The following is a 12,421-nucleotide window of genomic DNA, read 5'->3' on the forward strand; positions in this document are numbered from 1 at the left end:
ATAGCGGCTGCCAATCTCGTATTTTCGGTTTATTCCTCGTCCGGGCGCATACCAAAGCGCGTGATCAGTTCCCGGATCTGTGGGTTGACCTCGTTCATTAAGCGGTATTTATCCTTGGCGTTGAGCGGTTTCTGCCGTTTGGGTGGCTCGACCACCATACTGGGATCGATCTCGATCCGCAGGCTCAGCTCCGGATGTTTGAGTTGCCCGCGCAGGTAGTCCATCATTTCGGTTTCCTCCCGTACGGAGCTTTCCGCCAGGCGCGTCCCGACCTTAACGACCAATTCGGTATCTTCCAGATCCAGCTTCACGTTTTTAAGCAGCATTTTTACGCTGTTCTTATCGTGTTGTTCGATATAGTCATCGAAACTCTGCTGGATCGTTTCCAGTTTCAGTTCGGGGATCTCCTGGGGCTGTTGCTCCAGGTCTTCTTCAACTTCCGCCAGAAGGGCATCCATATTCAGATGCGCCAGGCTGTGACGAGCAGACCGCTTCAGGCCGGGGCGACCGTTGGCTGCTGCCGGCTCGGGTTTACCATTTTTAACGGGTGGATCGACCGAAGCTGCCGGCTCGGCTGGTTCCGGCACTTCCTCTTCAACGACTTCGGTCACCGTAGCGTCGTGAGGAACTTCCGAAGATCCGTTCTGATGCTCCGGACTGGCCGCAATGGGTTCGATTTCCGGTTCGGGATCAGCAACCGGGGCTGATTGTTGCTCCGTTTCCGCAGTATTTACCTGCTTTTCCGGGCTGGTCGGCGTGGGAATAGCGGATTCGCTTAGGTCAGGCGTTTTTTTTTGCGCCTGTCCGTTAGCCGGTGCAGCCTGCGGTGCAGCGCTACCCAGACTGAAAGCCCGACCGGCGTGGGTCATTTTGATGAGGCTCAACTCGACGTGCAGCCGTTTATTCCGGGCCATCTTATAGTTCAGATCACACTCATTAGCCAGATTAAGCGCGGTAAGCAACAGCGAGGTAGGACTGAGATGTGCCTGATCCTGGTAGCGTTTGCGCAATCCGTCACCACATTCCAGCAGTTGCAGGGTTTCCGGATCCTTGCACACCAGCAGATTCCGCAAATGTTCCGCCAGTCCGTTGATGAACAGTTCGGGGTCAAAACCTTTACGTAGCACCTGATCGAAGATCAGCATAACCTCCGTAATATTTTCCATCAGCATGGCATCCACCAGGCGGAAATAATAATCGTAATCGAGGATATTGAGATTAGCGATCACATCCTCGTAGGAGATCTTCTTTCCGGCAAAGGCAACGATACGGTCGAAGATGGACAAAGCATCACGCAGGGCACCGTCCGCTTTCTGGCCGATAATGTGCAGGGCATCGGGCGAAGCTTCGATCCCTTCCTGCTGGCAGATATTAAACAGATGGACCACCATATCCGATACCTGAATACGACGGAAATCAAAGATCTGACAACGCGACAGGATCGTCGGAATGATTTTATGCTTTTCCGTTGTAGCCAGGATGAAGATGGCGTAGGGTGGCGGCTCTTCCAGCGTTTTCAGAAAGGCATTGAAAGCCTGCTGGCTGAGCATGTGCACCTCATCGATGATGAACACCTTATATTTCCCCTGCTGGGGTTGGAATCGCACCTGTTCGATCAGGGCACGGATGTGTTCCACCGAGTTGTTGGAAGCCGCATCCAGTTCCGTGATGTTAAAGGAGGCATTTTTGTTGAATGCCTTACAGCTTTCACAATCGTTGCAGGGCTCGAAATCCGAGGTTGGTGACTGGCAGTTGAGCACTTTGGCCAGGATCCGGGCGCAGGTGGTCTTACCGACACCACGCGGACCGCAAAACAGGAACGCATGGGCCAGATGATCCGTTTGCAAAGCATTCTTCAGGGTCCCGGAGACATGCTCCTGACCGACAACATCCTCAAATCGATTCGGACGGTATTTCCGCGCAGATACAACAAATGTGCTCATGTAACAAAAGTACGAAAATTTTACCGTCAGGCCAGCTTCTGCAACAATTGTGTTCAGCTTTTAAATTAAACGCCCAGGCGGGTTGCCTGGGCATCTTTTAAGCGATGATTACCGTTGCCGGATCACCCTTTTACTGATCCAGTCTCCGTCGGAAGTCCTGATCCTCAGGAAATAAAGTCCCGGTGGAAGATCCTGTAGAGAGATGCTCGCCGTCTGAGTTTGCAGTGGGAAGTTTTCGACAATTATTTCCTCCCCGCTTGCCTGGAGTACGATCACCCGATCGAAAAAATATTCACTGACCGACAGATGGATCATATCCCGGGTCGGGTTGGGATACACCCGGGTTCCCGTCGATCGGTGCGTTTTGCCAATATTGATCTTCAGGTTTTCCGGCGGGCTACAGCTCTGCTCGCAGATAAAATTCTTTTCGGTCAGAAAGTGAGTCAGGTACCAGGGCCCATTGGACCAGGCGCCGACGTACACGCCGCCCGGCCGCCGCTGACTGAAAGGATTTCCACTCGCCCAATTGAGGTAATCCGCCGTACTGCCGTCCGTCCATTCAAACTGACCATCCAGATCCTGATCCTGCAGGCCGATGAAAGCGGTAGAGGTGCCGGCCTGCCGCAATTCGTCCAGGATGAGTTGCTGCTCGGTATCATTATCGATCCGGACCAACTGTCCGCCAATGCCCTCGCAGATCTCGCGTGCGTCGTACCAGTTCTCTTTTTTATCGGACAGCAGATAAGCGTGTTCCTCATCCTGGGCCAGCGCCCGAAAACCGTCCGGTGGATCGTTGAAGAGGCAATCCTCTTCGGGCTCATTGCAGTCATCCGGCAGGATATCTTTCAGCACCGGATTCGAATAACTAAAATCCGGACATCCCGGACGGCGCACTCCCCGGCGGAACCACGCTGTCTCACTGATCAGTCCCGGAGCAAAGGCCGGCCCCGTAGCCCCTTCCACATTCTTCCAGGTCAAGTGCCAGGGATTGTCCGAATACTGCCACTGGTAGATCATATCTCCGAGCCCGACGGGAATCTCTTCCGCCGGCACGACCGCCGAACTCTGGAAGGGCTTGCAATCGGACTCATCGCCCAGGATCGTATTGGGAATGGCCGGGCCGTCACAGCTGTCAGTACCGCCGGAAACCACTTCCCCGTGGGCATTGATGTACACATCCGTTTCCTGCAAGGGGATCACCACGGGCACCGCCGAAAGGATCAGGTAATGCTGATCAGGATTATTCAGATCCACGCTTACGATGGGGCGTTTGGTAATGTTGGCGTCAAATTCATCCGTCCAGGCCAGATAACGGAAGTAACCCGTCCGGGCCGGCTGGATGGCCGGATCCGCAAACAACAGGCTGCGCACACTCCGGCCGAGCGGGAAGGTTTCTTCGTGGTTGGTCTCATCCGGCAACCAGGCCACCAGGTGGGTGGGTTTGCCGTTGGCATCACCGTACAGATAGGCATACATGCCGTTCTGCTCATCCGCATCTTCCGATAAGGCCTTCAGAAAGATCTTCTCGCCCATCAGGTCCATGAGCCTGGCCACGGAACGAAATGCCTTTTTTTCGTGCAGATCGGTATTGGAGATCAATCCGGTGCTGTTGAACAGATCATCTTCCGGCCGGTCGAACAAGCTGTAGATAAACGCCTTGTCCGCCCCGTAACGACTGGCCATCAGCAGCGACCGGATCGTATAGATGGCCTGGGTAGCTTCTCCGACACCGGGGAAGTTGGCACCATTATCTCGGGAGTTCCAGCCAAATTCACTGATGTTGAGCCGGGCGTGGGGCATGTGGGTTTGTCGCCACTGCTCCAGATTCTCCACCGAGCGGAACTGCCCGTAGGGAGACTCGGGAGGTGCCGTGAGCGAACGCTCTTCGATCGAGAAAGCGTAAGGGTGAATATTTACATAGCTGAAATACGGCCGGACGTCCTCGGGCACCATGTCGCCGATATAGTCATTACTGGAGCTTTTCGGATCGTGGGCCTGGAATGCCGCAGTGGACAGTTTCATGCGCCAGTTTTCCGGCTGATCGCTACCATAGTAGTTGATCATCCCGGCCACCATACCGCGACTGATGGCCCAGTAAGCCTCTCTTCCGGGGATGCCCCAGGGCTCGTTGCCTACTTCCAATACATTGACTACACATTGCTTGGAAGGATCATTAGGACAGAAAGTGGCGGCAAATGCTTCGGCGTAGATCCGCGCATTGTCCTCAATGGCTGCCGTATTGTGTCCCCATTCTTCTGCCGAATACCACTTATCCGGCCAGGGACGCACGGTAAATGAGGGCGTCGGGCAGCCGTTTTTGTAATAGGGGTTGATCGTTTCCAGGGAGGCGAAAACGGTGGGGAAGTTTCTCGCCCAGTTGTTACAGTACCGGGCTTTGTAGTAGGCCAACGTGCTCTTTTCACTGCCGGGGCCCGGTAATTCACAGGAATTGGCCGGATAGCACATATAGGCTTCGTCACAATCCGCCAGGCAGGGCTGTATCCGGTAATTAGCCGGATTCTTCTGGTAGCGGTAGTCGATCTCCATCAGGTGAAAACTGCGGGCATTCCAGATCACACCGCTGACGGGATTGGGAGAGGCGTGTCCATCCCAGTTCGTTCCGCCGTTCACGCCGACCAGTTGCCGGAAGGTGTTGTAATTTGGACGGTTTTTAATTGTTAGGAGAATGGAATTATCCCCCAGTGAAGAGGCGGAATTTTGACTTTCAAGGTAAATGGTGCTTAAAAAACAGGCAATAAGTAGACAGGACCTCAAAAGCCAACGGCTTCTACCGGTGTAGTTTTGTGTAATTTGTTCCATGATTAACGATTGTCTGGGTAAAAAAGGTACCAGCCATAAAGCTGTACCGCACTAAATAGCTTTTGTGTGTGGACCAATTAAACCAAGCAACCTATTTCAGGGAGTCATCGATGTCAAGCCGCCGAAAGATTTAATTGTTAGTGTCTGTTTGTATTTGACCACTAAACCATATTTCCATCACGGACAAATGGTAGGTGTGCCGTCTTTTTTAAGCTCTAAATTTCTAAGGGGATTCATTCTGAGTTGAGGAACAAATTTAAGTAAACACATTATAAATATATATTATTTTTTTTGAAATTTCAATTTTCCCTTATACATAATTTTCAAAAAACATGGCCCACACGGCGCCCAGCCCCCACCGTTACTGAATCCTGGAAGAAAAGCTATGCAGTAAAAAAAATTGCTATTTTTAGCCAAACGAATCAGGCCTTATGGAAGAAAGTTACGGTTTCCTCTCTCTTTTACCTCCGATCATTGCAATCGTGCTGGCCATTGCTACCCGGCAGGTTTTTATCTCTCTGCTTTTCGGGATCTGGCTGGGTTGGATGATCATCAGCGGTTTTCAGCCCATTATGGGTACCCTGGCTACGGTGCAGGCGCTGGTGGACGTCTTTCAGGATCCGGGCAATACCCGTACCATTATGTTTGCCGCTCTGGTAGGCGCGCTGATCATTTTTATCCAGCGTAGCGGCGGGGTGGAAGGATTTATCCGCAGGGTTACGGCATTCCTGGATCGGTACGAGGCAAAAAGGAGTGGAAGCAACCGGATCATCGTTCAGTTACTGGCCTGGCTGACCGGTCTGCTGATCTTCGTTGAATCGAGTATTTCCGTATTGACGGTCGGAGCACTGTACCGGCCGGTATTCGATAAGCTGGGCATCTCCCGGGAAAAGCTGGCCTACATTGCCGATTCCAGTTCCGCACCCTCCAGTATTCTGATCCCTTTCAACGGATGGGGTGCATTTATTATGGGGCTGTTGGTGGCACAGGGATTCAGCGATCCTTTCTACACGATGTTCAGCGCCATGCGCTACAATTTTTATCCGATTCTGGCGCTCATTCTGGTCCTGGTAATCGTGTTACGTCAGAAGGATTTCGGCCCCATGGCCGAAGCGGAAAGACGGGTACGGGAAGAAGGGAAATTACTGGCCGACGGTGCCCAGCCGATGGTAGCTGATGAACTGACCGAAGTAGAGGTTGCCGAAGGCGTCACCCCTCGCACCTACAATATGATCATTCCGGTACTGATCATGGTGCTTATGATGCCGATCATGCTCGCCTACACCGGCTGGGAAGCGGCGGTGACCAACCGCCCGGATGCCGGATGGCTGAATCAGGTTTTCTACGCTATCGGTCAGGGCTCCGGTTCCACCTCCGTTCTGGTGGCCGTACTGACCTCCATATTTTCCTCAATGATCCTGTACAAAGCGCAGGGGATCATGGGCATCCGGGAAATGTTTGATCTCACGCTAAAGGGAATATCCGGCATGATGCCGCTGGCGCTGCTGATGCTGCTGGCTTTTGCCATTGGAGCAGTTTGTAAACAACTAAATACCGGTACTTATGTAGCCGATATCACGCGGTCCTGGCTGTCTCCCGGCCTGGTACCTTTCCTGGCGTTTCTGGTCAGTTGTTTTATCGCTTTTTCAACGGGGACTTCCTGGGGGACTTTCGGGATCATGATCCCGATCGTAGTGCCGATGGCCGAACAAATGGATGCCAATATCTACATGGCCATCGCCGCCGCTATCGGCGGGGGAGTATTCGGCGATCACTGTTCTCCGATCTCGGATACGACCATTCTTTCCTCGATGGCTTCCGCGACGGATCACATTGAACACGTCCGAACTCAGTTCCCCTACGCTTTGCTGGCGGGTGGACTGGCCGCGATCATGTATCTGCTGATCGGTATTTTTTGATCCCGCGTACGGCCATCAGGTGGTTAGTAAATGTTTAAGCAAACAGTCCCTGGTAAGCGTACCGGTCAAATCGCTGGTATTCCCAGTACATAGACTGGCCGTAAGCTTCTCGTTGCGCGGGCCAGTCGTAATCTCTGAATTTTTTCAGATTGTTATCCCGCTCCAGGCGGATATCCTGACTGTTTTCAGCCGGGGTGCAGGCCCAGAGGCTCAGCAGCCAGACTATGATGATATATACTAAGTATTTCATGGGCTTTGTTTTAGATAAATAACTATCCGTCAAGCCCTAAAGGTTCGGTAGCGTGGAACTGGTTTTGCAATTTTAACTTACTTATTTTCAGCCTCCGTCTGATAGTCGCTCGGCAAAAGCCAGGAGACCCCGCGATTGCCTAAATTACCACTGAAATACAGGCTGCTTTCCCCGGTGGTCCCATCCGCCCGAATGACGCATTCCTGATCCCCGAAATGCAGGCCGGACTGTACGGGTTGTCTATTCTTCCACCTGGACTCCGGCAGCGGCTGGCCTTTGCGGTCACCATAGTAGAGAACGATCAGATTGCGGCCGGCCAGACCGGTGATCTCCAGCTGATCGTTACCAACCGGTTTCAGATAAGGCTGGATATCAAAAGGGACGATAGCCGTGTTTCTCCCATCGCCCTTTCGCTCCTCTTCCAGTAGGCGATAGCCGTTTTCCGCTAAGGCTCCCTGGTACAGTGCGCGCAGAAAATGGAGGGAGGAATTGTAATAAGCCCTTTCTCGTTTCTTCTCGAATCGTCTTTTTCGTTTCGCATCCCCGCCTTCTTTTCCCTGAAAAAAGAAATGCCCGAAATAGGAGGTCGTTCCCTGCTTATAGATCGTCTCAAAGCTCTTAAGGTCCACCCGCACGGTATAGCCCAGGTCCGGCAATTCGACTTCCAGAGGCACTTTGGCGGTCGCTTCCAGGTTGACCGCCTGATCGAAAGTCACGTAACTGCCGTCAGCTGCCCATTGGATATTCGGCCGTTTGGCATCCTGCACCATCTTTCGCATATAATCGTTCCGGATCACGAGCTTCTGGTTTACGTAGTCCCGGTTAAAGACCAGCGCTTCTTCGTTGAGGATACGGGCTGCCTGCCCCCATGCGTCACTCCCCAGGAACAGCTGCCGGAATTCCTGCAGGTTCTTCTGCCGCTGATTGCGATCCTGGACGACCACGGTACTCATTACTTGCTCCCGGATGCGGATCTCCAGTTGCAGTTCTTCTTTCGTGTCCTTTACCGGCAGGGTCAGCGTTTCGTAACCGACATGGCTGACTACCAGCACGGCCGGCAATTCAATGCCGGATACCGAAAGTTGGAAACGCCCGTCTTCATCGGTAGTCTGGCCCGTGGTTGTCCCATCGAAATAAACGGTTGCGAAAGGTACCGGCTGCTGATTGCCGGCTTCCGTTACCCGTCCGGATAAGACGGATTGGCCGCAGAGGAAATGCAGGCCGGCCACCAGGGCCAGGAGTGTCATTAAAGCGCGCATAGGCTGAATTTTACATGTCGGGAAATCATTTTGTACATCCAACAACTGAGCCCTGACCTTGGTTTTTGCTAATATTGGCAGAAGCCCTATCCCTGTGACTTTTGCCGCTCCCGATCATTATGATCACAAACTTTCATTCATAATCCAACGTCCGATGAGATCCATATGCGCTTCGCTCTGTACTCTGCTATTTTGCTTTACGCTAATCCAAGCCGTTGCCGAGATACCTTTATCCGGTACAGCAGCTTTCCAGGATAGCCTGCCGATCCCTGTCTTCTCCGCTTTTGAGGGAGTCGTTTATAAGATCCCCATCAAACGGGTCAAACTCGGCTACGGCAACGATATCCTCAAGCTGCCCGTTGTGGATACCATCCACTGGGATCGCATCGACTTTCCCGACAGTGACATTAAGGAAACGCCTTTTCCCGGCGTAAACCTCACCCAGGGTTTCGGGATCATTTTTACCGGCACGGTGAAAATTCCCAAGACCGGCTGGTACCAGTTCGCCACCAAGTCGGACGACGGGACCATTCTGTGGATCGACGGCCAAAAGATCGTGGATAATGATAAAGACCACCGGATGCGACTGCGAGTGGATTCGGTGGCCTTGCGGGCCGGTACCTATCCGGTACGTCTGTGGTACTACCAGGCTTACCCAACCCGCTACGGCGTCCAGCTTGATGGCCGGTATTACCACGATCTGGGCTCGGAGGACGAAGGGCTGGTGCGGGATACCGTGACCCTCAGCCAGGAGCAGCTGCTCTTCGCGCACAACAGTAATCAACTCCTGCCTCCGGCGGTACACTTACTCGACAGTCTGGCCGATAAACTCCGGCTGAATGCCGTCCGACGGATCTCCATTACCGGTCATACCGACAATACCGGTACTCCGGCCTACAATGCCCGTCTTTCCAGGGAGCGGGCCCAGGCGGTACAGGCCGCCTTGCAAAAACATTTCACCGATCGTCAGGTTGCTTTCGCGGTCGAAGGACGGGGGGAAACCCAACCCATTGCCGGTAACGATACGGAAACCGGAAGAGCCCGCAACCGGCGGGTGGTCATCGAGATCGAGTATTACTGATACGCAGTCAGTCATTTGGGGAGTTGGTCGGATCTGCAAGCCGGTCATTATCCGACCGGAACATCAAAAAGTGCCGCCATTATTCCATATTTTCGGCCTTTCTTGCTTAATTGCGAGATGCAACCGATAAAGCCACAAGCAGTCTTTCTCACGGCCGAATGGCGTCGCCTGATCATGGCCAATTACGAAATTGATCCGAAGGTTCTTCAACCTTTCGTACCGTTCGGAACGGAGTTGGATACCTGGAAGGAGCGTCACTACGTGAGCCTGGTCGGCTTTATGTTTCTCGATACACGCCTCAAGGGGATCCCCATCCCTTTCCACAAAAATTTTGAAGAGATCAACTTACGCTTCTACGTTCGCTACAAAGACCCCGAGCTGGGCTGGAAGCGAGGCACGGTGTTCATCAAAGAGATCGTCCCCAAAGCAGCGATCACGCTGGTCGCTAATACCTTCTACGGCGAACACTACGTTACCATGCCCACCCGCCACCGCTGGGAAGATGCCAGTCAGGAACTCTACGTAGAATACGGCTGGAAACAGGACCAGCAGTGGCAGCATCTGGGGGTTAAGGCCGATCCCAATCCGGTACCGCTGAAAGAAGGCGGAGAAGCCGAATTTATCACCGAACACTACTGGGGATACGTCCGCCAGAAGCCGGACCGCACTACGGAGTACCAAGTAGAGCATCCCTCCTGGCGGATCCACAATGTCCATTCTTACGATATCCAGTGTGATGCCTCCCGTTTGTACGGTGCCCCTTTCGCGGAAGCGATGGCCGCCGAACCACTTTCCGTCTTCATGGCGGAAGGCTCCAAAGTGATCGTACGGGAAGGAAAACGTATCTGATCAATCCCAGCCAAATACCCGGTTAAAAGGAAAACTACTGGAATAAACCAATTATAATGTTCAAACGCAGAAAATTTATCAAAAAAGGCCTCCTTGGGGCCATTGCTATCAGTAGCGCCGCTGCTGCCTGTGAGTCGACGGCGACCGAAACACCCGACACGACCGATCAGCAGGGGCCCTCGGATCCCGTCAATCCAAATTCTAAAGCGGGTACGCCGGTGGTGATCGCAACCTGGCCCCACCTCCCGGCAACGGAAGAAGCCATGCGGGTGATCGGCGAGAGCGGCCGCGCGGTGGATGCGGTGGAAATGGGCGTAAAGGTCGTAGAGGCGGATCCGAAGGATACCTCGGTAGGTTACGGTGGACTGCCCGATCGCAGCGGAATCGTCACCCTCGATGCCTGTATAATGGACGAGACCGGAAATGCCGGGAGCGTTACTTATCTGAAAAATATCCTGCATCCGATCTCGGTAGCCCGGCTGGTGATGGACGAAACGCCGCACGTGATGCTCAGCGGTTCCGGGGCCCTGGCATTCGCCAAGGAAAACGGTTTCGAAGAAACCGACCTGCTGACGGAAGGTTCCAAAGCGGCCTACGAGAAATGGCTGGCGGACCATGTGGACCCGAAAGTAGACGAAAACCAGCACGATACCATCGGTATGCTGGCAATCGATAAGAACGGGAACATCAGCGGTGCCTGTACCACCAGCGGCGCGGCCTATAAACTTCCGGGACGGGTGGGCGACTCCCCCATTATCGGTGCCGGACTGTTCGTGGATAACGAAGTAGGTGCGGCTACCGCTACGGGTCTCGGCGAACTGGTTATGAAAACCCTCGGATCTTTTCTGGTCGTTGAACTGATGCGCAACGGCGCCAGCCCGCAGGCCGCCTGCGAGGAAGCCGTTCGCCGGATCAGCGAAAAACACCTGAAAGGTATGGATACTCCACCCCAGGTCGGTTTTATCGCCATCAACAAAAAGGGCGAGCACGGTGCTTATTCCCTGTCCGAAGGTTTTAAGTACACCATCTACCAGGGTGAAGACAATCAGGTCATTGATTCGGAATTTGAATTAAAATAAAGCACTTAGGAAAGTCGCCGCCGGGATTATCCAAATGCCCGCGGCGACTTTCCGTCTCACCGCCTTACTACCAAGCCATATGTCTCCCAAACTTCCCGTTTTGCAACAGGTGCCCAGCCGGGCCGATATCGAGGCCACCCATCTGGCGATCGCTGATCTAATCCACCGGACACCGGTAATGACCTGCGACAGTCTGGATCAGATCTCCGGCGCCAAGCTCTTTTTCAAATGTGAAAATTTTCAGAAAGTCGGCGCTTTTAAAATGCGCGGAGCGGCCAGTGCGGCGCTGCGGCTGACCAAAGCGGAACTGGAAAAAGGGATTGCGACCCATTCGAGTGGCAATCACGCTCAGGCCGTAGCGCGGGCGGCACAGTATCTCGGCGTGCCGGCCTATATCGTGATGCCGGAAAACGCTCCGGCCAGTAAACGGGCCGCCACCCTGGGCTACGGAGCGGAAGTGATCTCCTGCGCGCCCACGATCGAAGCGCGGCAGGAAACCCTGGATCAGGTAGTGGCCAGAACTGGAGCTACTTTTATCCACCCCTACGATGATTACCACGTGATCGCCGGGCAGGCTACCGCCGCCAAAGAACTGATCGAAGACGCACCTGCGCTCGACATCATTATGGCTCCCGTTGGTGGTGGCGGACTGATGAGCGGTACCGCACTGAGTAGCTCGTATTTTTCTCCGGACTCCCACATCATGGGGGCCGAACCCGAAATAGTGAATGACGCAGCCCGTGCTTTCGAAAGTGGCCGGGTGGAAACCAATACCCGGATCGACACCATAGCGGACGGCCTGCGCACCAACCTAAGTGAGAAGACCCTCACTATCATCCGCGAACACGTCGAACGCATCAACACCGTAGAAGAAGCAATGATCATCCGGGCCATGCGGCTGATCTGGGAGCGGATGAAGATCGTTATTGAACCGTCCTGTGCCGTACCTTTTGCGGCCGTGCTTACCTATCCGGAAGTGTTTGCCGGCCAGCGAGTGGGGATGATCCTGACGGGCGGTAATGTGGACCTGGAGAAACTGCCTTTTTAGAATGGATCGGTAAGCATTAAGCAATTGTCCACGGATTCAAAGTTGGCATCTTGCTGTGATCGTTCGCGGGTTGTAGACGATCACCAGGAGCGATGGAACCTGACCAAAATCACACGACTCCCCCCCAGCCGTCATTACTTTATTCCCATCTTTTCCGGATATTTAGCTATACC

General features: G+C 53.6%; 9 protein-coding genes. 5 read left to right on the forward strand and 4 right to left on the reverse strand.

Translation table 11 applies throughout. From position 1 onward, the window contains the following. Nucleotides 1-29: 29 nt before the first annotated feature. Together CRP01_RS07125 and CRP01_RS07130 are read right to left on the reverse strand one after the other, a co-directional pair. Nucleotides 30-1,943: a DNA polymerase III subunit gamma/tau gene (locus CRP01_RS07125; RefSeq protein WP_099149328.1), complete on the reverse strand. Its 1,914-nt coding sequence runs from the start codon at nt 1,941-1,943 to the stop codon at nt 30-32. A gap of 108 nt (nt 1,944-2,051) precedes the next feature. After that, nucleotides 2,052-4,763, reverse strand: a complete 2,712-nt coding sequence (locus tag CRP01_RS07130) for a lectin-like protein (RefSeq protein ID WP_099149329.1) — start codon at nt 4,761-4,763, stop codon at nt 2,052-2,054. 431 nt (nt 4,764-5,194) lie between these two features. Between CRP01_RS07130 and CRP01_RS07135 the strand changes: the two genes are divergently transcribed. After that, on the forward strand, nt 5,195-6,682 hold the full coding sequence (locus CRP01_RS07135; protein ID WP_099149330.1) for a Na+/H+ antiporter NhaC family protein: 1,488 nt from the start codon (nt 5,195-5,197) through the stop codon (nt 6,680-6,682). A 34-nt stretch (nt 6,683-6,716) separates the two neighbouring features. On the opposite strand, the gene CRP01_RS07140 is transcribed toward CRP01_RS07135, so the two are convergent. Both CRP01_RS07140 and CRP01_RS07145 read right to left on the reverse strand, forming a co-directional pair. Next, nucleotides 6,717-6,932: a hypothetical protein gene (locus tag CRP01_RS07140; RefSeq protein ID WP_099149331.1), complete on the reverse strand. Its 216-nt coding sequence runs from the start codon at nt 6,930-6,932 to the stop codon at nt 6,717-6,719. Nucleotides 6,933-7,009: 77 nt separating this feature from the next. After that, nucleotides 7,010-8,191 (reverse strand): carboxypeptidase-like regulatory domain-containing protein, encoded by a 1,182-nt coding sequence (locus CRP01_RS07145; protein WP_099149332.1) that lies wholly within the window; start codon nt 8,189-8,191, stop codon nt 7,010-7,012. Nucleotides 8,192-8,345: 154 nt separating this feature from the next. Between CRP01_RS07145 and CRP01_RS07150 the strand changes: the two genes are divergently transcribed. The 4 genes from CRP01_RS07150 to CRP01_RS07165 all read left to right on the forward strand — a co-directional run bounded on the left by CRP01_RS07150 (nt 8,346) and on the right by CRP01_RS07165 (nt 12,248). Beyond that, entirely contained in the window at nt 8,346-9,272 is a 927-nt protein-coding gene (locus CRP01_RS07150) for an OmpA family protein (RefSeq protein ID WP_099149333.1), read from the forward strand. Nucleotides 9,273-9,389: 117 nt separating this feature from the next. Then, nucleotides 9,390-10,121, forward strand: coding sequence for a YqjF family protein (locus CRP01_RS07155; protein WP_099149334.1), 732 nt, complete (start codon nt 9,390-9,392; stop codon nt 10,119-10,121). A 56-nt stretch (nt 10,122-10,177) separates the two neighbouring features. Continuing rightward, a complete protein-coding gene (locus CRP01_RS07160; protein ID WP_099149335.1) occupies nt 10,178-11,200 on the forward strand; it encodes a N(4)-(beta-N-acetylglucosaminyl)-L-asparaginase in 1,023 nt (340 codons plus the stop codon). A 79-nt stretch (nt 11,201-11,279) separates the two neighbouring features. Further along, entirely contained in the window at nt 11,280-12,248 is a 969-nt protein-coding gene (locus CRP01_RS07165) for a threonine ammonia-lyase (RefSeq protein ID WP_099149378.1), read from the forward strand. The last annotated feature ends 173 nt before the right edge of the window (nt 12,249-12,421 follow it).

Origin of the sequence: Flavilitoribacter nigricans DSM 23189 = NBRC 102662 (assembly GCF_002646595.1) — a bacterium.
In the GTDB taxonomy this organism is placed as follows: Bacteria; Bacteroidota; Bacteroidia; order Chitinophagales; family Saprospiraceae; genus Flavilitoribacter; species Flavilitoribacter nigricans.